22 protein-coding genes and 1 pseudogene are annotated in these 22475 nt (G+C 62.4%); 5 read left to right on the forward strand and 18 right to left on the reverse strand.

Features of this window, described 5'->3' with window-relative positions:
* Positions 1-184: 184 nt before the first annotated feature.
* Together MTX35_RS06305 and MTX35_RS06310 are read right to left on the reverse strand one after the other, a co-directional pair.
* Entirely contained in the window at positions 185-673 is a 489-nt protein-coding gene (locus tag MTX35_RS06305) for an FBP domain-containing protein (protein WP_243594142.1), read from the reverse strand.
* Positions 670-1242: a TetR/AcrR family transcriptional regulator gene (locus MTX35_RS06310; RefSeq protein ID WP_243594143.1), complete on the reverse strand. Its 573-nt coding sequence runs from the start codon at positions 1240-1242 to the stop codon at positions 670-672. Before MTX35_RS06310 ends, MTX35_RS06305 begins: the two co-directional genes overlap by 4 nt.
* Before the next feature lie 427 nt (positions 1243-1669).
* On the opposite strand from MTX35_RS06310, the gene MTX35_RS06315 reads away from it, so the two are divergent.
* On the forward strand, positions 1670-2878 hold the full coding sequence (locus tag MTX35_RS06315) for an SGNH/GDSL hydrolase family protein (RefSeq protein ID WP_308198107.1): 1209 nt from the start codon (positions 1670-1672) through the stop codon (positions 2876-2878).
* A 278-nt stretch (positions 2879-3156) separates the two neighbouring features.
* On the forward strand, positions 3157-3522 hold the full coding sequence (locus MTX35_RS06320) for an Lsr2 family protein (RefSeq protein WP_243594144.1): 366 nt from the start codon (positions 3157-3159) through the stop codon (positions 3520-3522).
* A 66-nt stretch (positions 3523-3588) separates the two neighbouring features.
* Here MTX35_RS06320 and MTX35_RS06325 read toward each other — a convergent pair whose 3' ends face one another.
* The 8 genes from MTX35_RS06325 to MTX35_RS06360 all read right to left on the reverse strand — a co-directional run bounded on the left by MTX35_RS06325 (position 3589) and on the right by MTX35_RS06360 (position 10579).
* Positions 3589-4425 (reverse strand): GAF and ANTAR domain-containing protein, encoded by an 837-nt coding sequence (locus tag MTX35_RS06325; RefSeq protein WP_243594145.1) that lies wholly within the window; start codon positions 4423-4425, stop codon positions 3589-3591.
* Between the two features lie 208 nt (positions 4426-4633).
* The gene (locus MTX35_RS06330) at positions 4634-5254 is read right to left on the reverse strand and encodes a DNA-binding response regulator (protein ID WP_243594146.1); all 621 of its coding nucleotides are present in this window, start codon (positions 5252-5254) and stop codon (positions 4634-4636) included.
* Complete coding sequence (locus MTX35_RS06335) at positions 5251-6405, reverse strand: sensor histidine kinase (protein ID WP_243594147.1); 1155 nt, start codon at positions 6403-6405, stop codon at positions 5251-5253. Before MTX35_RS06335 ends, MTX35_RS06330 begins: the two co-directional genes overlap by 4 nt.
* A gap of 5 nt (positions 6406-6410) precedes the next feature.
* On the reverse strand, positions 6411-7232 hold the full coding sequence (locus tag MTX35_RS06340) for an ABC transporter permease (protein WP_243594148.1): 822 nt from the start codon (positions 7230-7232) through the stop codon (positions 6411-6413).
* Complete coding sequence (locus tag MTX35_RS06345) at positions 7229-8167, reverse strand: ABC transporter ATP-binding protein (RefSeq protein ID WP_243594149.1); 939 nt, start codon at positions 8165-8167, stop codon at positions 7229-7231. Before MTX35_RS06345 ends, MTX35_RS06340 begins: the two co-directional genes overlap by 4 nt.
* Positions 8164-8448 carry a hypothetical protein gene (locus MTX35_RS06350; protein ID WP_243594150.1) on the reverse strand — a complete coding sequence of 95 codons (285 nt, stop codon included), beginning with the start codon at positions 8446-8448 and terminating at the stop codon, positions 8164-8166. Before MTX35_RS06350 ends, MTX35_RS06345 begins: the two co-directional genes overlap by 4 nt.
* 149 nt (positions 8449-8597) lie before the next feature.
* Positions 8598-9587, reverse strand: coding sequence for a PHB depolymerase family esterase (locus tag MTX35_RS06355; protein ID WP_243594151.1), 990 nt, complete (start codon positions 9585-9587; stop codon positions 8598-8600).
* Positions 9584-10579 carry an alpha/beta hydrolase gene (locus MTX35_RS06360; RefSeq protein ID WP_243594152.1) on the reverse strand — a complete coding sequence of 332 codons (996 nt, stop codon included), beginning with the start codon at positions 10577-10579 and terminating at the stop codon, positions 9584-9586. Before MTX35_RS06360 ends, MTX35_RS06355 begins: the two co-directional genes overlap by 4 nt.
* Positions 10580-10757: 178 nt before the next feature.
* Here MTX35_RS06360 and MTX35_RS06365 point away from each other — a divergent pair, with 178 nt between their 5' ends.
* Positions 10758-11480: a MerR family transcriptional regulator gene (locus tag MTX35_RS06365; RefSeq protein WP_243594153.1), complete on the forward strand. Its 723-nt coding sequence runs from the start codon at positions 10758-10760 to the stop codon at positions 11478-11480.
* A gap of 11 nt (positions 11481-11491) precedes the next feature.
* Here MTX35_RS06365 and MTX35_RS06370 read toward each other — a convergent pair whose 3' ends face one another.
* The 5 genes from MTX35_RS06370 to MTX35_RS06390 all read right to left on the reverse strand — a co-directional run bounded on the left by MTX35_RS06370 (position 11492) and on the right by MTX35_RS06390 (position 18070).
* The gene (locus MTX35_RS06370) at positions 11492-12826 is read right to left on the reverse strand and encodes an alpha/beta hydrolase (RefSeq protein ID WP_243594154.1); all 1335 of its coding nucleotides are present in this window, start codon (positions 12824-12826) and stop codon (positions 11492-11494) included.
* 279 nt (positions 12827-13105) lie between these two features.
* Positions 13106-14128, reverse strand: a complete 1023-nt coding sequence (locus MTX35_RS25965) for a DUF418 domain-containing protein (RefSeq protein ID WP_243594155.1) — start codon at positions 14126-14128, stop codon at positions 13106-13108.
* Between the two features lie 42 nt (positions 14129-14170).
* The gene (locus tag MTX35_RS06380; RefSeq protein WP_243594156.1) at positions 14171-15064 is read right to left on the reverse strand and encodes a S9 family peptidase; all 894 of its coding nucleotides are present in this window, start codon (positions 15062-15064) and stop codon (positions 14171-14173) included.
* A gap of 301 nt (positions 15065-15365) precedes the next feature.
* Positions 15366-17141 (reverse strand): alpha/beta fold hydrolase, encoded by a 1776-nt coding sequence (locus MTX35_RS06385; RefSeq protein ID WP_243594157.1) that lies wholly within the window; start codon positions 17139-17141, stop codon positions 15366-15368.
* 368 nt (positions 17142-17509) lie between these two features.
* Positions 17510-18070 carry a TetR/AcrR family transcriptional regulator gene (locus MTX35_RS06390; protein WP_243594158.1) on the reverse strand — a complete coding sequence of 187 codons (561 nt, stop codon included), beginning with the start codon at positions 18068-18070 and terminating at the stop codon, positions 17510-17512.
* A gap of 83 nt (positions 18071-18153) precedes the next feature.
* Between MTX35_RS06390 and MTX35_RS06395 the strand changes: the two genes are divergently transcribed.
* Entirely contained in the window at positions 18154-18873 is a 720-nt protein-coding gene (locus MTX35_RS06395; RefSeq protein ID WP_243594159.1) for an SDR family oxidoreductase, read from the forward strand.
* 361 nt (positions 18874-19234) lie between these two features.
* Here MTX35_RS06395 and MTX35_RS06400 read toward each other — a convergent pair whose 3' ends face one another.
* Positions 19235-20467 carry an MFS transporter gene (locus MTX35_RS06400; RefSeq protein ID WP_243594160.1) on the reverse strand — a complete coding sequence of 411 codons (1233 nt, stop codon included), beginning with the start codon at positions 20465-20467 and terminating at the stop codon, positions 19235-19237.
* A 94-nt stretch (positions 20468-20561) separates the two neighbouring features.
* Here MTX35_RS06400 and MTX35_RS06405 point away from each other — a divergent pair, with 94 nt between their 5' ends.
* Positions 20562-21164 carry a TetR/AcrR family transcriptional regulator gene (locus MTX35_RS06405; RefSeq protein WP_243594161.1) on the forward strand — a complete coding sequence of 201 codons (603 nt, stop codon included), beginning with the start codon at positions 20562-20564 and terminating at the stop codon, positions 21162-21164.
* A gap of 48 nt (positions 21165-21212) precedes the next feature.
* On the opposite strand, the gene MTX35_RS06410 is transcribed toward MTX35_RS06405, so the two are convergent.
* Complete coding sequence (locus tag MTX35_RS06410) at positions 21213-22166, reverse strand: alpha/beta hydrolase (RefSeq protein WP_243594162.1); 954 nt, start codon at positions 22164-22166, stop codon at positions 21213-21215.
* A 60-nt stretch (positions 22167-22226) separates the two neighbouring features.
* Positions 22227-22418, reverse strand: a pseudogene (locus MTX35_RS26250) (MerR family transcriptional regulator); the annotation flags it as partial.
* Positions 22419-22475: the final 57 nt, after the last annotated feature.

The raw sequence follows: 22475 nt of genomic DNA on the forward strand, positions 1-22475 counted from the left end.
GGTCGGTGAGCGGCCGTGCCGCCAACTCCGCACAACACTCGCCGTGTGTACCAACCGAAGGGGGAAAGTTGAGCGCATCGACTATCGACCTTTGTGGCGGCAAGGACCATGGATCGAAACCTGTTGGCGGACCGATGGACTCTGCGAGTGCGGCGAGGGCCGCTCGTGGCGACGGCACGTGCCATCAGCTCAGAACGCGGCCTACGAATGCGTCGACGTTGTCTCGGAGCGTCGCGGTGCGGCTCTCGACGTCGAAGTCTTCCTTGAACTGTCGCCCCAGCGCGGGGGTCTTCTTTTTACGTGCATAGAGCGAGCAGGCGAGATCCGAGCAGATGTACGTCCCGACGGAGTTGCCGCGCCGCCCTGATTCCCCGGCTTTCGCTGCGGCCATCAGGGATACTCCGCCGTTGGCGTGTGTGGTGAGGCAGATGCTGCACATCTGCGCCTTACGTGGACCACCGGCCTTGAAGCGCATCGCTATACCGAGCAGCCGATCTTTTTGCGGTACAACAAGATAGGATTTGCCCAATAGCTTGGGGTCGATCCAGCCGAGGAAATCCATATCGTCCCACGGAACCGACTCGAGTGCGGCAGGGAGAGTGAGCCGGGTGGCGTCGCCCTTGGTCGAGTTGATGAACGACGTTCTGATGTCGGGGCCGGACAAGCGTTTCATTGTTTCTGCCTCCACTGCTGTAGGAGAGTGTCGATTCCGTCGAGGATGCGTGTCCACGACTGCTGCGAGTCCGGACTACTGTGGCTGAATGCGCCGGATGCATCCAGAGTGGCGTATCCATGAAAGATGCTGCCCAACAATCTGATCGCATGGACCCGATCGGTTTCGTCGAGGTCGTATCCCCGCAGAATTGCCGTCATCATCGCCGAATGGCGTACGCCGGCACTGTTGATCGCAGTCTCGTGATCGAGTGGGAATTGGGTTGCCGTGTACCGGCCGGGATACTCACGCGAGTAGTCGAGGTACACATTCGCCACAGCGATCAACGCATCCTTGCCGGCCCGGCCCGCCAACGCTTCCGAAACCCGGTCGGCGAGTTCGTCCAGCGCCAACAATGCGATGCCGACGTTCAACTCGTGCGCGCTCTTCAGATGCGAATACAAACTGGCAACCTTGACGTCGAAACGCCGTGCGACCTCGCTCGCAGTCACCCGATCGAAACCGACTTCGTCGGCCAGATCCGCTCCAGCGCGAACGATGCGATCGACGTTCGATCCAGCGCGTGCCATGTCGGCCTCCTAGTCGGTTGAGGAGAACCGTACAGCTACCTAACACCTTTAGGCAACTGCCTAATTACATTCGGTGCCAGGTGGCGAGCTCATGGAAGACTTCACCACCGCTGCACGTCTCGCATGACAACCATATTGGGCGCTGGGAACCCTTGTCCGCACAAAGTTCGGTATGCACGTCAGCCGACCGCAGCCGCAGGCTCGGTGAGTTGCGTTCCTGCTGCGGCTCGTTCGCGTAGTGCGGTGACGTAAAGGAACAGGGTGAGGACACTCGTTGCACACTCTGAACAATCATCCAGCTCGCTTGTGTTGCCCCAGTGGCCGCCAAGTCACCTACCGGCCATTCTCACTACGAATGGTGTCATCTTCATTGTGTCACTACGAGATTGGGGACGGAGTGGGATTCGGAAAGGCGTAGGGTGCGCCCATGAGCATGACAGCAACACCCATCACCCCCGATTTGCTGCGCGGCGCCCTCGACCACGAACGCACCTCCGACGGGTTGGTGCCGCATCGGCTCCCGGCATGGGCACGTGAACGCCTTCCCGACGTGCAATTCTCGTTGGCACAGGCACATCCGTCCGGTGTTCGTCTGATGTTTCGTACGGCCGCCGCTCACATCGAACTCGCCGTACTCCCCACCAAACGGGTGTATCTCGGATTACCTGCACGGCCCGACGGCGCATACGACATGGTGGTGAACGGGGAATTCCGCGAACGGGCCGTCGCGATCGGGGGCGACACGATCACGATCGATGTGAGCACAGGAGCCGAAGAGTTTCAGCCCGGAAGCCCCAGCACCATAGCGTTCGAACCCGGCGATATAAGCGTCGAGAAGAGCATTCAGATCTGGCTGCCGCACAACGAAAGAGTCACCCTGATCGGACTGTCCACCGACGCTCCGGTGGAACCGGACCCTGCACCCCCGAGAACATGGCTGCACTACGGAAGCTCGATCAGCCAAGGTTCCAACGCATCAGGACCGAGCGCGACGTTCCCGGCTCTCGCGGCGTCGACCCTCGGTCTCGATCTGGTGAACCTGGGATTCGCGGGAAGCGCCCTCCTCGATCCGTTCGTCGCACGCGTCGTACGCGACACAGCGGCCGATCTCATCAGCCTCGAAATCGGCATCAACCTTGTCAACACCGATGCCATGAGCCTTCGCGCCTTCGTCCCTGCGGTAGAGGGTTTCCTGGACACGATCCGTGACGGACATCCAACTACTCCTGTTGTCGTCGTATCGCCGCTCTACTGTGCAATCCACGAGAACATCCCAGGCCCAGGCGCTTTCGATCCCGTAGCGCTCGCGGTCGGCGAAGTCCGTTTCATAGCGACCGGAAGTCCTGGCGCAGGGAAGCTGACTCTGACCGTTGTCCGGAGCGCGCTGGCAGAGGTTGTCCGACGACGTTCGACAACGGACCCCAACTTGTACTACCTCGACGGACTCGACCTGTACGGCGAGGACGACTTCGCCGATCTGCCGCTGCCCGACGGACTGCATCCCGATGCCGAATCTCACCTCAGGATCGGAACACGTTTCGGCGCAGCCATATCCGCGATCTTACCCTCAGAGCCTGGAGAGGGAATCGATGCAGTTCTACCGAACGGGTTCGAGCTACGTCAATCCCGCCCTTAGATTTGCCGACTTCCTCTGCAGGGTTCCTTCGGCCGTGAATTGTTGCCGCTCCACGCCAGTGCATGACGACGCCCGGTGCCCAGTGACCGGAGTCATCGATGCGGCAAACTCATTGTCAGGACTGCCCTTTCCTACCGCGTCTACCCGAGCCGACAAACTGCAGGCATTCGGCAGCTCAGGCAATGCACATTCATCCGGACATACGAGATTTCCTTGACATTTCGTCTACAGTTGCGCTGGCGCACAAAATTTTTTCGAACCTGAGGTGACGCGACATCATGGCCAAGATTGTGTCGATCGAGTTTGTCGATGATATGGACGGGTCCCGCATCGCCGACGAATCAGGGGAGACAGTTGAATTCTCAGTCTCCGGGGTCGACTACGTCATCGATCTCAAGAGCTCGAACGCGACCGAGTTCCACCGGAAACTCGATCGCTACATCAAATACGCCACCCGAGTGGGCGGTCGCAGACGCAAAACGTTCTCGGCCGGCGCACGGACCCCTACACCGACGATCGTTGTAGAAATCGAACCGGGTCGGGGCAAGGCGGTTCGGCAATGGGCAGCCGCTGGCGGGTACGACATCAGCCGCCGCGGCCGAATCTCGTCGGAAATCAAAGAGGCATACAAAGCAGCCCACTGATGTCTCGCTCGGGGATCCCGTAGCTGCGCTGACGACCTGCGCTGTTCAACGGATTGTGTTTGGTTGTCACAGCTCGCGGTGACCGCCCACGACGGTGTCGACCAGTCGGGCCGCGAGATCCTTGATCCGGGTGTTTTCGCGTTGCGACTGTTCCGACAGCGCGGCGAACGCAGCGTCCGGGGATATTGCCCGCACCGCCATCAGAATTCCCTTGGCCTGGTCGATGGTAGAACGGGTCAGCATGGCAGTGCGCAGTCCCTCGACCTCGGACAGAGCTTCAACTAGCAGCCTGGAGTTGTATACCGTCGTTTGCGCCGCGGTCACGAACATCATCACCAGCACTTCGTCGATATCGTTGAACCCGTGCTCGTCGAAGCTGTACAGGTTGAGTGAGCCGGCGTGCTCGGAATCGACTGCCAGTGGTGCGGACAGGTAGCTTCGCACCCCGACATCAGCTGCCTCGGAAGCGAACTTCGGCCAGCGAGTCCAGGCGTCGCCGACACGAACGCACACGATCCGGCCGGTTCGCGCTGCCTCCAAGCCTGGACCTTCGTCCGTCAGATATTGATCGGATTCGATGGCCACGACCCGAGAATCGGTGCACGCGACCGTCGCCGGACCTCGTGATCGATTGTGCAGGAGGGTCACCCCGACCATGTCCGTACCCGGAACGACTGCCGCTACCCGCTCGCACAGGCCCTGTAGGAGGCTCTCGATGGAGCTGTGCGAGAGCAGCAGTTCCCGGAACGTCTCGACCGACTCGAGGGCGCTGTCGGGATAGTAGCGCGGCGGGACTATCGGCTGTAGCAGCGTTCGAGTCGGTGCCGACACTGCAGCCGACACCTCGGCATCGAACTTTGTGGCCGCTGCCGATTCCAGTGCAATTCCAGAAGGGTCGATCATGGGAAACGGGTCCCTGACTGTGCAACGTTCACACTTGTTGACGTGCGCGAGAAACTCAGCAACTACGACCCCCGACGGGCACAGGTGACCGTACGCGCATCACCGAAGCAACGTGCGTTCGCCTCCTACCGACAGGTTCCTGCACGCCGAGAGCACCGCCGGGAACGAAACGAGAATAGTGCCATGGACAGCAGGAGGCGGAGGCGAGTCAGATCCAGCCGAACCTGCGTGCCTTCAACGCAGCCTCGTATCGGTTGGACGCACCCAGTTTGCCCATCGCTGCCGACAGGTAATTGCGAGTCGTCCCGGTCGACAAATGTGCGCGAACAGCGATTTCGTCGATCGATGCACCGTCGATGGCGTACTCCAGCACATCCGCTTCGCGGCCGGTCAGGACGGTGTCACCGGTGCTGATCGCCTCCGCCGCCAGTTGCGGATCGACGTGGCGTCCGCCCGCCGCAATCGTATGGATCACCTCGGCCAGCGTTGCCGACGAAATGGTCTTCGGTAGAAATCCTCGCACTCCGGCTGTGAGAGCACGCTTGAGATATCCGGGCCGACCATGGCTGGTGACGATCACGATGCCGGCCTTGGGAGTGATCGCCAGCAGCTCGATTGCCGTGTCGATCCCGTCGATTCCCGGCATCTGCAGATCGATCACAGCGACGGCAGCGCTCTCCCCACGGTCGACGCGACGCCGCCAGATCGCAATCAGATCTTCGCCCGACTCGACGTCGGCGATCACGTCGATGTCCGTTTCGAGATCGAGCATGGCCGCCATTGCCGTTCGCACCAGGTTCTCGTCGTCGGCCAGCAGTACCGGTATCACGTTGTTTCCCAATGGACTTCGAGCAGGAATTCGTTCCGATTCGAGGTCGTGTCCAGACCGGCATCGACCGACGTCAGCCGTTCGGTCAGCCCACGGAGGCCCGTCTGCTGGGCGTGATCCCGCGGCGTCTGGGCTGACGCGAGAACTCCGTTGTTACGCAGTGACATTCCAGCCTTCCCGAGAGTCATCGTCGCCGAGGTCGCCGTGGAGTGCTTCACGATGTTCGTCGTCCCTTCTCGCACTACCCAGGCGGATACCTCATGGAAGCGCGCCGGGACGTTCGACGGGTCGCCCTCGATGTCGAGCAGGCATCCTGCCGCCGCGAGCAACGAGCGAGCGCCGGCCACTTCTCCGTCCAGGTTGATGTCACGGTACCCCCGAACGAGTGCTCGCATCCGGTTCATGGACTCGACCGCTACGGTTTTGACCTCGTCCATCTCGATGCGAGCACGGTCGTGTGCGCCGGCTTTGGCCAATGTGGAGGCGAGTTCACTTTTCACCGCGATGGCCGAGAAACTGCGCCCAACGACGTCGTGGAGGTCACGAGCAAAACGAAGTCGTTCTTCCGCTACCTGTAACCGCGCCTCGACAGTCTTTGCGCGCTCGAGCTCTTCCACTATCCGGAGCCCCCACCGCGTCAGAAGGGTGCTGGAGAACAGGACACCCGAGATCAGACCGGTAAGCGCCATCATTTGCACCGCCTTGCCGGTAGTTGCTCCGAAGACCGCTCCGGTGGCGACACTCATCCCAAGGACGACCCACCACCGATACCGAATGAACGGGACTATCGACTGCGCTGCGAAGAGCGTCGCCGCGAAACCCGTTGCGCGAACGGCAGCTACGCCCGACGTGTCGGTGGCCAGCTCTGCTGCAATGGCGCAGGATGCCCACACCACAGCCAGGGCTACCGCTCCTACCGGCAATCCCCAGCGTCGCAGCGCGGGGTTCGACCCGGCGAACAGATCGGCCCGGCTGAGCAAGGCGGCAAGCGAGGCAAGCCCTGACATCACGACCGTCGCCGACGCCCAAGGGGCGCCGGCGGCGGTGATGCCCGCGAAAACCGTGACCGACGCGATAGCCGCCAGGAGCGTGACCTGTGCGTAGAGCCGGTACTTGGCCGGCTCCGACAACTCACGCCACCCGATGGCCATCTGTGTCATCCTCGGTCGTCCCAACGAAAGCTTGTCTTGACAATCCAGAGCGTCAGCAGGGTCCACAGCCCCAGAGTGGCGAGCGGCTGGCCCACCTCGGCGAAAGTTCCCATGAAGTTCGCGGCAACCGCTCCCTCGGGGGCTGTTGCCGGCAGCCCTGCCGAGCCCAGCGAGATCAGGTCGGACAACGCGGCGAACGGTGTCCAATCGACCACAGAACCGAGACGATCGGGCAGTAGAGTCCGGATGGAATCCTGACCGACCATCGCGATGATCATCACCGGCAGTGACGTGATCTGGGCAGCCTCGGCGTTCTTGGTGACCGCGCTGGTCGCCAGTGCCAGCAGCGAGAACACGATTATTCCGCCGAGCAGCGCGAGAACGAGGACGATGGCATTGACGGGGACCGGCGAGCCGGCTCCGTAGATCACCCCTCCTACGATGACGGCACCGATGAGGGTGAGTAACGCCCCTGGCACAGCGGGTGCCACCTGAATCTGCCAGTCGGCAGCCTCGCCCGTTCGTAGCCGCTTCAGTACGCCCTCACCGCGCCGGGTCGTGACCATCGAGAGAACCGAGTAGTACATCACGAACAGCAGCGCCATCAGGGCGAACATTTCCAGTCCGGTGGTGGCCACACCGACGGTAGCCCCGGAGTTGTTGCGCGCGATGAAGAAGGTCGCGAGGGGAATCGCCACCGGAAACAGAGTGCCCATGACGACGAGAGTCTTGTTGCGGATGAACTGTCGATATTCAGCGACGGCCAGGGAGGACAGCGGGCGCCGGCCGAACCCCACGGAGGGCGGCGCGGTGGTCGTGGTGGTCATGATGCTCCGATCAATTCGGGGGTGGACGTCGGCGACGCGGAATGGTCGGCGGCAATGTCGAGGAATACGGATTCGAGTGATGCGGCTCGCGCTTCGAGACCGGTCAGCTGAACGCCGTGGGCACCGGCCCAGGCCAGCAGCTCGGACAGATGTCGTTGCAAGTGGTGGGTGTAGACCGTGACCCTCGCCCCGGCGTCGACGGTCGCGCCGTCCCACGACGGCAACATCAAACCGGGGTGATCGAAGACGATCCGGGCAGGATGCTCGTCGACGATGTTCCGAAGCGTTCCGCGGCGCGCGATCTCACCCTTGTGCATGATCGCGATAGTGTCGGCGAGGGCTTCGGCCTCATCGAGGTAGTGCGTCGTGAGAAGGATTGTCACGCCGGATGCTTTGAGTCCGGCCAGCAACTTCCATGTGGCTCGGCGACTTTCGGGATCGAGGCCCGTGGTCGGCTCGTCCAGAAACAGCAACCGCGGCTGGCCGAGCAAAGCGCATGCGAGGTCGACTCGACGCTTCTCGCCGCCCGACAGCGATCCCACCCGAACATCAGCCCGGTCCGTGAGGTCGACCTGCGCCAGGACCGCTGCCGTTGTGGTGGGATTGCTGCAGGTACCGCGCCACATCTCCAGCGTCTCGGCGATCGTCAACTCGGCCGGCAATCCGCCGGACTGCAACATGATGCCGATCTGCGGACGGACCTTCTTGCGCTCCAACCGAGGATCGTGTCCGAAGACTTCCACCTCCCCCGACGTCGGTGCCAGCAGGCCTTCCAACAGGTCGAAGGTCGAGGTCTTGCCTGCCCCGTTCGTACCGAGTAGCGCGAAGACCTCCCCCTCTGCGACGTCGATGTCGATGCCCTTCACTGCCTCGAATGCGTCGTCTCCCGTTCCGTACACCCGACGCAACCCGCGGGCCGCGATCACCGCGCTCATCGCTGGCCCCACTTGCGGGTTCCGACGATCCAACGGACTGCGAAGATTGCCACACCGGCTCCGGCCGCGACCGCGGAGACGATGACTCCGGGCTGCAGCACACCCAACACGATGCCCAACGCAACGACCGCGCCGATCGCAGCAACAGCCTCCCGGCCACGAGTGGGGGCGGGACCGAGACGCATTCCGTCTGCGATGAAGGTGCCGAGAGTGATTCCCTGCGAGCTTGTTTCGCGACGATCGGGAGGAGTGTGCGGATGGTTCATTCCTGTTCTGTTCATGACTAGAAGCCTGTCCGAACGGAGCAGCGGCCACCAGTGCACCCGAACATCGAAACACACCGCTATCTGCACGTCCGAACCATGACCGATGTCATCGACCGGCCATTTTCTCTGGATAGCAATGCGATTCCCGCAGTGCACACAGCCCGCTAGATAGGCGTGGTGTGCGCCTCCGCGAATTGCCACGACACACGCGAGGCATCTATGCCCGCAGCGTCGGTGAACAAGCCCGTGCCGGGACCGGGCCAGACATGACCCATACCTTCGACGAGGTAGGACTCGATGGCCGACGGCCGCCCGCCCTCGTCGCCGTAGCGGGTGTACGTGTACGGATACTTGTCTTGTCCTTCGACCCGAGCGGATTCGATCATCGACGCCGGTTCACCCAGTGCGTCACCGATCGCCAGCCACTGCGCAGTCAACCGTTCGGCCATGACCGGCCGTACGACGTCGTCACGGTCCCCCTGAACCACCAGCAGCGGAACATATCTCGCGCGATCACCCATTTCGGCAACGGCCAGGCTTGCGGTGTAATCAGGGGTGACACGGTCCAGATCGTGCTGGGCCTTGTCGTAGCTGTACTCGCCCCCGGCCGTCGACGTCACCGTCGCGAACACATCGGGATATGTCACGGCCATCGCGACAGCAAGACCCGCGCCCGACGACGCACCGGACACGTGCACATTCGACCGGTCACCGTTGTACTTCGCGATCACCGATTCCGTCACTCCTGCAATCAATGCCGGTTCCCCACTGCCCCGACGTTGATGGGCCGGTTCGATTGCATTCCAACACAGTTGAGGGCTTCGGTCGAAGGTCTGCGTCGGGTAGACGACAATGAAGTCCTCCTCGTTCGCGACGACGTCGAACCGGGTCGTGTCCTTCATCGAATTGATCCCGTACCCCGTCATGCCACAACCGTGAAGGGCAACCATGATCGGTGTCGGCGAGGACGGATCGTAACCGGTCGGAAGATGCACCTGATAGTCGAGCACACCTGCGTCGCCGACGAACTGACCGTATTCGTCACGGTCACCGGACCACGCCCCTGCTGTCGCCGCAGTCAGGGTCGAGCTCCCCAGCGTCGCTGCGAGAGCAACGACCAGAAAGCCCTTTCCCGCAAACGACTTCACGTTCACGTCGCCATCTCTGTCGAGAGGATGTGCTGCGCAAGCCAGGCGAGAACCGTCTGCATACTTTCAGGGTCGAGATGCGTGCCCGGCTCGTTGTATCCGCTCCCTGGCGACGCGGCGATGTCCGCAGGCGTGCGCAGGTCTTCTTTGAACACATGATTCGCATTGGCCGGGAAGGCGAAGGTCACGTTCGCCATCCCAGCGGCGACCTCTTCGAGAGGAACGCCATCGGCGTGCATATCGATCTGGACGTCTTTGGCGCCGATCAGCACCAGCGCAGGGATCTGCACCTTCCCGAGCGAATCGGCCGCAGACTCGACCCACAGCTCGCGGATGAACGGCAGATTCGCCGGTTCTTCGAATCCGGCGAGCACTGTCTTCACGCTGTCCGGCAAGCTCGGGTCAGCATTCATCGGTCGACCGACTGTGAAGTTCTCAGCGGCTTCCCGAACTTTCGCCATCAGCTCGCTGCCACCAGAAATCTGGTTGGTCTGCTGCCCCAATTGCGCAAGCAGCAATTCCCGTATCGGCCGACCAGGTGGTGCCGCGAGGACGATTCCCGCAAAGGGGACGTCATGGGTTGTCGTGGCGTAATGGAGCACGTGCAGAGTTCCTTCACTGTTCCCGAACCCCACGATCCTCGCGGAATCGACGCACTCCAGCCCGGAGAGCACCGTGACGGCATCGACCAGCTCGTCCAGATGCGATTGCATACTCATTTTGCCGGTCAGCGTCTCGACGTTGTCCATCGCGTGTGCACCGGATGCCCGCTTGTCGTAACGAAGAGAGGCGATACCCGCATCGGCGAACGCCTCTGCCATGAGCCGAGCGCTCCCATTTTCGCCGGGCAGCAGGGGCGAACACCAATCGCGGTCGGTCGGCCCGCTACCGGCCACGAAAACCACTGCAGAAAAAGGCCCGTCACCTTCGGGGCAGACCACCGTGCCTTCCATGGTGATGCCATCCAGCATCCAAGTGACCTCGAAGGTGTGTGTCATATGTGCCTTTCTCTTGTCCGGCCGCGAACCGCGCCGAACTGATGGGGTACGGCGCACAATGCGCCAGGGCCGTGCGGAATGGGCCAGGTGAGTGTCCCGACGCTGGGTCGGCTCGTACCGCTTCTTGCCACTTCGGCGCTAGGGTTGGGCTCCGATCGATTCGAGCAAAGGGGTGCCCATGACATGGAGCACCAGTGAGCTTGCAGAGTTGGCGACGACCACCGTCAACACCGTCCGGCACTACCATCGGTGCGGATTGCTGGACGAGCCATATCGTCGCTCCAACGGTTACAAGCAATACGGCGTCACGCACCTGGTGCGACTCCTGCAAATCAGACGGCTACGCGACATCGGCGTACCACTCGCGGAGATCCAGGCCACCGGTTCGGGCGTCGGAACCTCGGCCGACGTACTCACCGCCATCGACGCGAATCTTGCCGACGTCATTGCAAGCAGCCTTCGCACTCGCGCCCAAATCGCGTTGTTGCTTGAGCACGGATCGATCACCGAGGTCCCGGCCGGCCTCGAGCGCACCGCACTGGGCATGACTCCGGCCGAGCGATCCATGGCGCTGGTCTACTCGCAGGTATACGACACCGAAGCTATGGACGATGTCCGAGACATCATCGAATCCGACGACGACGCGGCGACAATCGCGTTCGAAGCTTTGCCCGCGGACGCTGATGAGGACACGCGTACACGCCTCGCCGACGAGTTCGCGGACACCATCGCCAAAGCATTGGTCGAGTACCCGTGGATGAGCGAACCGAATTCCCGTCTGATGGGAAGCCCGTCGTTGGCGGGAGAGGCCATCGCCGAGACCATCCGAGAGTTCTACAACACTGCCCAACTCGACGTACTGCTTCGTGCCACCGTCATCGCTCGTCAGCGACACCGGTGACCGGTCTCCCGTCACAGGACGCAGCGTGAGTCGTCGGGGGGCGTCACGAGGTCGATGAGGTAGTCGGCAACGATGTCGTCTGTGCAGGCGTTCCCCGCGATGATCGATCCGTGCTGCTCACCCTCGACGGTCAACAGGCTTCCACCGAGTGCGTCCGCAAGGTTGATGGCACCCTGGTGCGGAGTCAACGCGTCACCGGTCACGGAGACCGTCAAAGTGTCTGGTAATCCTTCGATTTCGGTCGCGTAGGGGTAGCCCAATGTGGGCTCGACAGGCCATTGCTCGCATGTATCCCGCGCGCTCTCTGCCGACCGTCCCGAATCGACGAACGGACTCGCATCGAACACTACGCGAATGAGCGCCGATTCCTGAACCGGACTGTGGCGTTCCTCGTCGATGCAGTTGATCGCACCCGTCGCTTCGAGTGTGTTCGCGTAGGTTCCGTTCGTGCTGTTGCGTCCCTGGTAGATATCGTTCAGCGCAATCAGTGAGTCTCCTCGGCCGTCACGCAGTTGGGCAAGACTCATGACGACGGGCTGCCACGCCTCCTGCGAATACAGGCCGAGGACGACGCCCCCGATTGCTTTGGTGAATGTCAGTTCACGACCGTCTGCCGCCGGCAGTGGTGCGTCGACCAGGGGCCGCACGAGGCTGTGGAAGACCTCGGTTGCCTGTGCCGGATCCGGTCCCAGCGCGCAATCGGGTTGTGCGGCACAGAACTTTGCGAGCTCGTCGAACGCACGTTGCATACCGTCGGCCTGCTGAACGCGTCGCTCCTTCGTTCCGGCGAATGGATCCATCGCACCATCGAGAACGAGCGCCCTGACGTTCCCCGGGAACATCTCTGCGTACACGGCGCCCAGTCGGGTTCCGTAACTCGCACCCGCGTAGGTGAGCTCGTCGTCGCCCAGCGCAGCGCGCATGACATCCATGTCGCGTGCGACATCACGGGTGCCCAGGTGGGCCAGCGCGTCCTCTCCCCCGGACCCTGCGGCGCAGTTCTCATAGAATTCGCGGGTCGATTCTTCGGACTTCGCATGCGGCAGAACGCTGATCGCAGCGCTGATCGCGTCGGATTCACGCTCGTCGTCGTCGAAGCAGTTCACCGCGGGTGTCGACGCACCCACACCACGCGGATCGAACCCGACCAGGTCGAACCTGTCGGTGAGGTCGCTCTGCGCCCACGCGCCTGCGGTGGTTGCCGCGAACTCGGTCCCCGAGAACCCGGGCCCACCTGGGTTCAGCACGATGGAACCGATCGGATCAGCCGAACGTGCAGGAACCCGGGAGAGCGCGATCTCGGCAATCTCCCCGTCGGGATTCGTGTAGTCGAGTGGCACATCCATGCGTGCGCACTCGAATTCCATTGGTGACCTACCAGTTTCGCCAGGCGAGAGGTTCGAGGCAGGCGGGGCACAATCCACGAAGTTCAATTGCTGGCTGTAGAACGTGTCGAGAGGTCCGGCTTGGGGCTCGCTGTCCTGGGGTGTGGTGTTCTGGCTGCAGGACGCGAGCAACACCAATGCTGCCACAGCCGCACCCGCTTTCAGTCCTCGGTGAGTACGCATACGTCCATTACGCACTATGTCGTCGGCACACAGTCAAGAACGATAGGGTCCGCGCAATCAGTGGGTCGTGGTGATGTGCCGGCGAACGGGCTGCCGATGTCCCCACGTGCCCCACCGCCACAACCATTCGAGCGGTCCTCGAGTGAAGCGCCTTAGCCACAACACGCTGGCGACCCATTGTGCGAGGAGTATCGCGCCTGCCGTGCCCAACAGTGTTGCCCACGAGGAGCTGTCGGAGAAGTTCAACACCCACCCCGCCGCCAGCATCAACGGTGCGGCACCGACGTAATTGGTCAAGGCCATCCTGCCCAACGGACCGAAGGCCGCTTCCAGAATTCGAGACATACCGGTTGTCATCAGCAAGGCGAGCGACGAAACGTACACCCCTGCGACAGCCAGACCCGCTGCAGCGGACTCTGTACTGTAATTCGACATCTCGATTGTTTTGGTCTGCAGGAAGATCAGCGGGACCGCGGCAACTGCACCGACGATCAGCACGATCGTCGCACCACGGCGCGACCGACCGATGGCCGGCATGACACCGTACCGGGTGAGGACCGCACCCAGAAGGAGCATCCCCGGAGTCAGGCTGATTCCACCGCCCGCGAGGACAAGGCTCCCCACGATGAGCGCCAGTGCCACAACCGCGGAGACCCGCCGCGACATCCACGTGCTCGGAAGCAAGATGACCAGGCCGACCACCGCCAGCGGTAGCAACGCAGATCCGGGTTGGAGCACGTTGAACGGGATTCCGATGGCGAGCAGGAGCAGCAGTCGCCGGAGCAGTAGTAGCCGGGGACGTACCACTCGGCGGGCAGCGGACTCGTAGAACATCGCAAATCCGATGCCGAAGAGCAGAGCGAAGATCGGGAAGAAGCGTTGTTGCACGAGAAGGTGCAACCAGCCGCCTGTGTTGTCGAGCGAAGGACGCTCGTAGAGGCCCGGTGCGGTGCGGAAGCCGGTGAGTGGCCCGATGTTGACAAAGATGATGCCGCACAATGCAACACCACGAATCACATCGAGAGTGGCGATTCTGCTGACACCGGTTACCGAAACAGACTGCTGTGCAATGGATGTCACGTGTTCACCTTCCTCCGAGGTTCGACCGGGGCCGCCCGCACATCAACGGACGGAAAGCCATGACTCGAACGCGTCGGTGAACTGCTGCGAGAAGGGCAACGGCTCTCCGTACTCGGCACCGGTCGACGGCTGGTCGCCTACATCCTTGAGCACATGGTTCGCCGTGTCGAGATGCGTTGTACTCAGCTGCGTTTGCGCCAAGACGTCGTTGAGACCGGCAACGTCGACGCAACGAATTTGCATGTCCTTGTCCGAACAGCTTGTGAATACTGCCATCGAGGACGGCAGGGACGCCGCCATGGCGATCGGATCGAGTTCGTCCTGAGTGGCCAGCATGGTGGCGCCTGCCGGAACCATCCCTATCGAACGCAAAGGTTCCGGGAGATCGTTCGGAATCGTCCCCGAAGTCCGGATCTGGTCCACCGCGCGGTTCAACGACGATACGAGGTCGGCACCATCGGCATCCACCAGTTGTCCGGATTCCACCAGTCCGGCGACCTGACGCATCATGATGTCCAACGTTCGTGCCGTCTGTGGTTGCACCAGGCCCAACGATGTTATCGGCGGCACCCCGCCGGCCTTGTCGGTGGCCAGCGCCAACGCCACAAGGGCACCTTGACTGTGTCCGACCAGTCCGACTCCCGATTTGTCGATACCCGGGCGATCCGCGAGAAAGTTCGCCGCCGCGGCGGCCTCGTGCAGGTATACATCGTGTCCGAGTTTCGACGGGTTTGTCTCTGGGTCCAGTTCCGTTGCACCGGTGCCGGATTTGTCGTACCTCAGGCTGGCAATGCCGCGGCGCGCCAAGACGTCGGCAAAGTAGCTCAACGTGCCGATGGCTCCTTCGACGTGGATGTTGTCGCCATTCCTATCCGTCGGCCCGGAACCTGCAATCAGCAGTACAGCCGGAACAGCTACGCCGGTGTCGTCGGGCATTCGTAAGCTTCCATGAACCGTCAACGCCCCATTTTCGAACGTGACCTCGTGGTCCCTGCCTACCGACTGTGCAGCCGGGCTCGCACTCTGCGAGTCGGAAGTGGCGCTGCCACAGGAGACTATGACCAGCATGGACAGGCCTGTCAGTATCGCCGTCGATGTCGTGAACTTCATGTCAATCTCTCCAAGGTTGCTCTGTCAGAGGCGACGTCTGTGTCCTTCGCTCGCACGCGCCGTGGACCGAAACCAGTGCGCCCCAAGGACAGGGTCAAGCCCAACGATTCGACCGGTTCAACGGTTCTCACTCGCCCGATTCCGCACGGATGGTCGGATCGGTGAACCTGGGTACCGGACCGTCATGCTCGGAGCTCCCGTCGATCGGCGTCCAGGACTCATAGGTGAATTCCTCCAGGGGCATGGGTTTGGCATGTGCCACGATCGTCCGTGGTGGCCGATCTCCGCCGAGCAGGAAGTCGATCACCGGACGATCGACCTCGTCCGTGCCGTAGGGGAAGACGCCGTGGACGCTCTCGTTGTCGACCGCGATCAGGCTCGTGTTCGGCAGCTGCGTGCCCGCAACCTGACCCGCCTCCCACGGCGTCATCGAATCGAGTTCGCTCTGCAGAACAATGCTTTCCGGGAAGTCCTCGGTCAACGGAGGCATCGCCGAGTCCGTCGGCCAGAATGCACAGGCCTGTGGCCCGTCGAGCAGTCCACTCTGCGCCGAGAAGGGCGCAGCGAGCGCCGTTCGCTCGTTGAACTCGTTCCAGTATTCGAGGCCCTGAACCCACTGTCCGTCGGTGCATTTCGTGAAGTCGATGACCTCGTCGTAGGTACCGCGAACCAACCCACTGGAATCGTCTTCCGGTGCCGCGGACAGCGCCGCCAGCACGTCGTGGGCCGCGGTGCGTTGCTCCCCGGTGAGGGTGTCCATCCCGTCGACGATGCGGCTCGCGGAGGCAACAGGAGTCGTAGGGGTCACGGCACGTTCACCTTCGGCGATGATCAGCGAAACGAGCTGTCCAGCAAACGGATAGACCACCGAACTGGAGAACGCAACGTTGAGGTTCGTCGACGCCCACGCGTACCGAGCAGCCAACGACTGCTCCGCACTTCCGGTAGCTGTGAAGTAGCGATTCCAGATCACCTCAGGGTCGCCGCCCAGCCCATACGTGGCGTCGTTGCGCGCAATCCAGTTCATCATGTGGAGCCGGAACTGCCGATCGCGGCCCTCGTGGGCCAGGTCGTACAGGCCCTGGATCGAGTCCTGTGTCGGGTCCGTGGCCGAATCGAGAACCATGCGCTCGATGTTGTCCGAAAACAGGCCGCCGTACCAGGCACCGAGCCACGTGCCGTAGGAGTAGCCCATATAGGTCACCGATTCGAGCCCGAGAAGGTGACGGATGAAATCCATGTCGAACGCGGTCTGTTCGGTCGTCATGGTCGCGACCTCGGGATCGACCGAGCACGACTCGCCGATCGCGCGCGTCTCCGCGTCGGGTCCATCCGCCGGATCGTATTGGTACTCGCACTGCGCATGACTGGACTGACCGAGACCACGCTGATCGAAGCTCACGTAATTCGTGGTCTGCCGCAATTCCGGGGTGTACATCTGAACGGTCGAGCTGTAAGACAACCCCGACGCGTACGGTCCACCCGGGTGGGTGATCACCGTGGTGTGGTAGTCAGGATCGGTGCGATCGATGTTGTGTGCCTGAGAGATTCGTACATCCCACGTCTGCTGTGGATCAGGATCGTTCCAATCGCGTGGAACCTTGATAGTTGCGCACTCGACGTTAGAGACGTCGGCACCAGGGATGGGCGGTCCGTCGTCGTTGAACTCACATGTCTCCCAGCTGAGTTGCTGGCCGGCCAACGACCCTGCGAGCGCAGCGATATCCGGTGTTCCATCACCGGATTCGTCGCCACTCGCAGTCGGGGCGCTTGGTGGCGGTGACGCCATGGCAGCCATCACGACGACGCCGGTCAATCCGATGACACCGGCAGCGATCGCAGCCGGGAGCAAGTACCTCCGCCCGCGCGGTGCCGTACTGAGCACACTCTTGTCCAACGGCACGTGAGCTCCTCCTCATCGATCATCAGTCGGTCCAGCCCGGCGCACGGCAAGATGTGCGTGCGTTGATGTGTGCATGACAAAGCTATTCCGTGTTCCCGCAACAGGGTCAAACGTCCGAACCCCTCAGGGATGGTCGAACAGTCCCGGCACCTGAGATGCCGATATCAGGCCGCGGAGGCGGCGCATCGGATCCGACGCCAAGATCCGATCTGCATACGATCGATCGACAAGAAGGCATCCAGACGGTCGACTCGCCTTTCGCCGCTTACCAGCCGGCCAAGGACCACGAGATAGTCGGATCGAGTCGACCCATTGCGTCGGCCCCACCACTTCGACTCAGCTATCTGTACGCCGGCCTTCTCGCGGAACTATTCCGTGGGCGGGGTTTGTAGCACCGTCATAGCAGCATCGGCGATCGCAAGAAGGTCTTCGGTAGTTCCGCCGTCGCGGGCGCAGCCGGACATGCCACGCATGACTGCCAGGAGAAACGAAGCCAGGTGATCGGTGTGGGTGGTCGTAGCCAGCTCACCGGCATGGACACCGCGATCGAGCCGATCTCGAAGCCGTATTCGCAGGATCTCTCGCTGCGAGGCCAGCCGTGGCTCGGTCAGCATCAGACAGCCCGGGGGCGTCGCGGTATCGGTGTGAGCTCGTGCTGTGTCGTCGAGCATTCGGCCCAGGGCTTCACGGACCGTGGGTAGTTCGGCCGCCTCGTCCACGGCCTCGCACGTGCGGCGAAAGTACTCGGCTGAGGCTTCCTCGAAGAGACTCTGCTTGTCGCCGAACGCGGCATAGAGGCTCGGTGGCGTCACACCCATGGCTGCAGTGAGTGTCGCGACCGAGGTGTCGGTGAAGCCCCTGCGCCAGAACAGTTCGGTAGCCACCGCCAATGCCGCGTCACGATCGAAACCACGTGGTCGGCCAGCCATGCCGGAAGAATAACATATCGATCACTACATAACGTGCTACGCTCGCTGGGCAATCGATAGTGATCACTACACAAAGGATCCGTATGAAGCTCGAAGGTGCAGTTGTGCTCGTCACCGGAGCGAACCGAGGCATCGGTGCCGAGTTCGCGAAACAGCTCAAAACACGTGGGGCAGCGAAGATCTACGCGGCTGCCCGCGACGCGAGCGCGGTCGAAGCCGACGGCGTCGAGCCGATCGAGCTGGACATCACGAATGCCGGGCACATCGAAGCCGCGGCTCGCGCTGCCGGCGACATGCAGGTTTTGATCAACAATGCAGGAATATCGACAGGCACTGCCCTGCTGAGCGGAGATATGGCGGACATCAGGCGGGAAATGGACACCAACTTCTACGGTCCGCTGCAGATGACCCGCGCCTTCGCCCCGATCCTGGGGGCCAACGGAGGCGGTGCGATCCTCAACGTCGTCTCCGCACTGTCGTGGTTCACTGCGCCGGGCGCGGGTGCCTATGCCGCGTCGAAGGCCGCGGCCTGGATGTTGACGGACAGCACGCGCCTCGAGCTCTCATCGCAGGGCACACATGTGGTCGGCGTGCACATGGGGCTGGTCGACACCGACATGGCAAAAGGAGTGGACGCGGTGAAAGTCGCACCGGCCGACCTCGCGAATGCAGGTCTCGACGCAATCGAGTCGGGGGCGCAAGAAGTGCTGGGCGACGACTGGGCGGAGTTCGTGAAAGCCGGCCTCCCGCTCGACCCGAAAGAACGGTACCGGCAGATCTTTTCCGCCCTCGGTATCAGCTGAGCGCCGACCACAGCATCGATCGTCGTCGGGTACGTCGCGACCTCGACACCCATAGCGGCTGTTGATCCGTCGGCCGGCTTCCCGACCGACGGAAAAACTGAGAGCTGTGTCGGGGAAGCGAACACTCAGGATGCTTTCTCATTGACTGATGTGCTGGGCGTGCCCACGAAGCCTCGATAGCGCGGGTCTTTCCTCGGATCTCGCTGGAGACGAGACGAACCTGCTTCAGTAGGACGTCGTCGACAGATTCGATCCTGGCGGGTGTCGGCAATGGGTTATCGAGTCGCGGTGTCTTCTGGTCACGTGTCGTCCGAGCCGATCGACTGCGGCGAACGATGCCTCGAGTTTGTCGGCGAGTCGCCTACTGCCGCGCGCCGGGAGGAAGACCATGGCGGCGGGCAGCAGCTGCGGCGAGCAAGGTGCATGCGACCAGACCGAGGGTGACGGCGGGAAACGACCCTGGTCCTGCAGCAGTGAGAAGTACCCCACCCAGAGCGCTTCCCAGAAAGATTGCCGCGTTCGCGACGGTCGTCAGTATCGAATTGGCAACATCGGCATCGGGGCCCGATGCGTCCGCCAGTGCGGTCTGCAACAACGGTGCAGCGCCACCGAACGACATGCCCCACAGGATCACTGCTAGCAAGAACATCACTGGAGTGCTTCCCGCGATCGCCAGCGAGGTGGCCGCCAAGGCGAACGCGGCCAAGTAGATCAGGACCAGCCTTCGCAGGATGCGGTCCGCCAGCGCCCCGACAACGGCGATACTGGCCATCGCAGCCACCCCGAACACCGCTAGCACCACATCGACTCTGAGCCCTACGTCCATATCGTCGATGATGGGTGCGATGTAGGTATAGAGCAGGTTGTGGGCAAGGAACCATCCGAGCACCACGGCGATGATCGGCGCGACACCGGAGAGCAGAAAGACGCGATTCAATGGCGTTTGCGCAGTGGAATTCTGGCCGTCGGAATCGGGAACTGATACGACCACCCACGCGATCAAACCAAGGGCAATCACAGACATCAGACCGAAGGTCCAGCGCCACCCGACCAGCGTTCCGAGATACGTCGCAAGAGGCGTGCCGATAGCGAACGCAACAGGCGTACCCGCCATCGCCACGGTCAGCGCCTTCCCGGCCAACGCGGGCGGGGCTATTTTGCGGGCGTACCCGGCGAGCATCCCCCAGACCACCCCGGAGAAAGCCCCCGCAACGAAACGCGCCAACAGTGCAATCTCGAACCCCGGTGCCAACGCTGTGATCGTATTGGCCACCACGAATCCGCCGACTGCGACGAGCAGGATCGGTTTGCGTCGCCAACTTCGCGTGAACGTGATCGCAGGAATCGCGAAGAGCACCGCTCCGAGTGCGTATGCGCTGATCAACTGCCCTGCCGCGGCCTCCCCGACGCTCAAACCCGCGGAGAGCTGAGGTAGAAGCCCGGCAGGAAGTGTCTCGGTCATGATGACGATGAATGCGGTCGCTGACATCGCCAGCAGCGCTGACCATGGAAGTCGCTGTTTACTTCCGCCCCCGGCCGGCATCGGAATTGTCGAGCTGTCGGTGGTGCCCTGAATGACTTCTGGATTGATCATTCCGTAAGTCAACACCACCGACACCCCTGTTGCCAAATTATTGGATTGATTAGTCTGTAATCCACTGAACACCGAAACACGGAATGGAACCGCGATGAGCAGAACCGGGAGACCGCGAAAGTTCGACGAGGACCGCGCTCTCGAAGCGGCCATGGTCCTTTTCTGGGAGAACGGCTACGAGGCAACGTCATTGACGCAATTACGAAGCAGCATGGGTATGTCTTCGGCCAGCTTCTACGGTGCGTTCGGATCCAAGGATGGATTGTTCGCCGCCGTGGTCCAGCGGTACATCGACAGCTACGGCCGTGCGACCGCCCCACTGGCAGACGAATCCATGGACCCTCGAGCCGCTCTGGAGAAGACATTGCGTGGCTCGGTGACCATGCAGACCGATGCGACGCATCCCCTCGGATGCCTGGTCGGCCTGGGCGGAATCATCGAGGGTCCGGACGCCGGAAAGCACTCTGCCCTGGCAGCCCGGAGGTCTGTTGATCGCCGCAACATTGCCGCGCTGGTCGAACGGGCTGTCGATCGAGGTCAACTCGACCCGAGCATCCCGATCGACGCAACAGCGACACTGTTTCACGGCTTTCTACTCGGATTGTCACCCCTGGCCAGAGACGGTGTGCCCGCCGATGAACTTCAGGCATCGGTCTCGGCAATGATGACGTTCTGGGATTCCATGCACCCGCGGTAGACGAACCACCCTCTGCCACAACATCTCCGGCCCAAACCCTGCATGCGATCAGGGTGTGGGCCGAAGGGCGAGGTTGCACCGCGCGTCGGGTGCGGGCGACTCGAGGTCCACCAGATAGGCCGAGACGATTGCGTCTACGCACGCATTACCCGCGAGAGAGGCACCGTGCTGTTCACCTTCGACCGTGAGCAGGCTGCCGCCGAGCGCCTCGGCGAGGGCGATGCCGCCGGCGTGCGGAGGAATACCGTCGCCGGTCACCGAGACCACCAGAGTGTCGGCGAGGCCGTCGACCTCGTCGGCCAGGAGCGGGTTGAGCGTGGGATCGACCGGCCAGTTCTCGCAGCCGTTTCGCGAGTTCTCGACCGCAATGCCGGGGTCGATGAACGGCGCGGCGTCGAACACGGCCCGCTTGGGCGCCGTCTCCGCGGCGTTCGCGCAATCGACGACGGTGGAGGCGTTTTCGAGCTCTACAACAGCGCCCAGATCGAGGTCATCCGGCGAGCGGGTCTTCTCGCCGGATGACAGTTCGAGCTCGGACCAGTCGAGCCAACTGTCGAGCAGCGGATGCAGACGGCGAAGCACCTCGGACTGGGCCGCGTTGTGCACGCCGACAACCGCATCCAGCAGGATGTCCCGAGTGCGATCGTCACCCAGCCGCGTGTTCGCGTCGGCCCCGGCAAACACGCCCTCGATGTAGACGAGAACGGGATGCGGTGGCACTGCCTCCGCGAGGTGTCCTAGGGTCACATCGTCGACAAGTGAGGGCAGTGAATCGAACTCGACCTGCGGTTCGGTGCGTTCGGTCGTGAACTGTTCTCGAATCACGTCCAGGGCGCTCGCGGGGATCAGTCGCGAGCAGATCAGGTTGAGCGCGCGGTTCGCGGCCGTCAACCGGCCTGCGATATCGCCGAACTCCGCGGGCACGTCGTAGGGCGCGTCGAGAGCGATCGCGGTCGCGAGATCTCCTCGCACGGTGCCCAGATGCGCGATCGATTCAGTCAATTCCGTCTCCAACAAGCGAAGCATCGTCGATGGCGGTGTTTCGGAACCCATCTCGGCGATGTCGTGCAGTAGTACTCCAAGGTGCGCAAGCCTTCTCACATGCAACAGGCGCACGAGGTGCCGAACCTCGTAGTGTCGTTGGCCGTCGAGTCGGCGCGGGGGCTCGTCGAGCAGTCCGAGACGGTGATAAAGGCGCACGTTATTCGCGGTGGCGCCCACCAGGTCGGCCAGTTGTCGCCTGTTCCACGGCATCGCCCTCACCCCCTCTCGGTGTCTCGGCGTTGCGTTGCCACCGCCCCCGTTGGGTCA

The organism is Rhodococcus sp. ARC_M12, from assembly GCF_022810385.1.
Lineage (GTDB): Bacteria > Actinomycetota > Actinomycetes > Mycobacteriales > Mycobacteriaceae > Rhodococcoides > Rhodococcoides navarretei.

What these genes read in the sequence shown, in the direction of transcription:
- MTX35_RS06380 (WP_243594156.1), bottom strand. Translation starts at nt 15,064, where the DNA reads ATGCCCGACGACACCGGCGTAGCTGTTCCGGCTGTACTGCTGATTGCA.
- MTX35_RS06320 (WP_243594144.1), top strand. Translation starts at nt 3,157, where the DNA reads ATGGCCAAGATTGTGTCGATCGAGTTTGTCGATGATATGGACGGGTCC.
- MTX35_RS06345 (WP_243594149.1), bottom strand. Translation starts at nt 8,167, where the DNA reads ATGAGCGCGGTGATCGCGGCCCGCGGGTTGCGTCGGGTGTACGGAACG.
- MTX35_RS06340 (WP_243594148.1), bottom strand. Translation starts at nt 7,232, where the DNA reads ATGACCACCACGACCACCGCGCCGCCCTCCGTGGGGTTCGGCCGGCGC.
- MTX35_RS06400 (WP_243594160.1), bottom strand. Translation starts at nt 20,467, where the DNA reads ATGATCAATCCAGAAGTCATTCAGGGCACCACCGACAGCTCGACAATT.
- MTX35_RS06310 (WP_243594143.1), bottom strand. Translation starts at nt 1,242, where the DNA reads ATGGCACGCGCTGGATCGAACGTCGATCGCATCGTTCGCGCTGGAGCG.
- MTX35_RS06335 (WP_243594147.1), bottom strand. Translation starts at nt 6,405, where the DNA reads ATGGCCATCGGGTGGCGTGAGTTGTCGGAGCCGGCCAAGTACCGGCTC.
- MTX35_RS06405 (WP_243594161.1), top strand. Translation starts at nt 20,562, where the DNA reads ATGAGCAGAACCGGGAGACCGCGAAAGTTCGACGAGGACCGCGCTCTC.
- MTX35_RS06365 (WP_243594153.1), top strand. Translation starts at nt 10,758, where the DNA reads ATGACATGGAGCACCAGTGAGCTTGCAGAGTTGGCGACGACCACCGTC.
- MTX35_RS06350 (WP_243594150.1), bottom strand. Translation starts at nt 8,448, where the DNA reads ATGAACAGAACAGGAATGAACCATCCGCACACTCCTCCCGATCGTCGC.
- MTX35_RS06325 (WP_243594145.1), bottom strand. Translation starts at nt 4,425, where the DNA reads ATGATCGACCCTTCTGGAATTGCACTGGAATCGGCAGCGGCCACAAAG.
- MTX35_RS06370 (WP_243594154.1), bottom strand. Translation starts at nt 12,826, where the DNA reads ATGGATGTGCCACTCGACTACACGAATCCCGACGGGGAGATTGCCGAG.
- MTX35_RS06395 (WP_243594159.1), top strand. Translation starts at nt 18,154, where the DNA reads ATGAAGCTCGAAGGTGCAGTTGTGCTCGTCACCGGAGCGAACCGAGGC.
- MTX35_RS06305 (WP_243594142.1), bottom strand. Translation starts at nt 673, where the DNA reads ATGAAACGCTTGTCCGGCCCCGACATCAGAACGTCGTTCATCAACTCG.
- MTX35_RS06315 (WP_308198107.1), top strand. Translation starts at nt 1,670, where the DNA reads ATGAGCATGACAGCAACACCCATCACCCCCGATTTGCTGCGCGGCGCC.
- MTX35_RS06360 (WP_243594152.1), bottom strand. Translation starts at nt 10,579, where the DNA reads ATGACACACACCTTCGAGGTCACTTGGATGCTGGATGGCATCACCATG.
- MTX35_RS06390 (WP_243594158.1), bottom strand. Translation starts at nt 18,070, where the DNA reads ATGGCTGGCCGACCACGTGGTTTCGATCGTGACGCGGCATTGGCGGTG.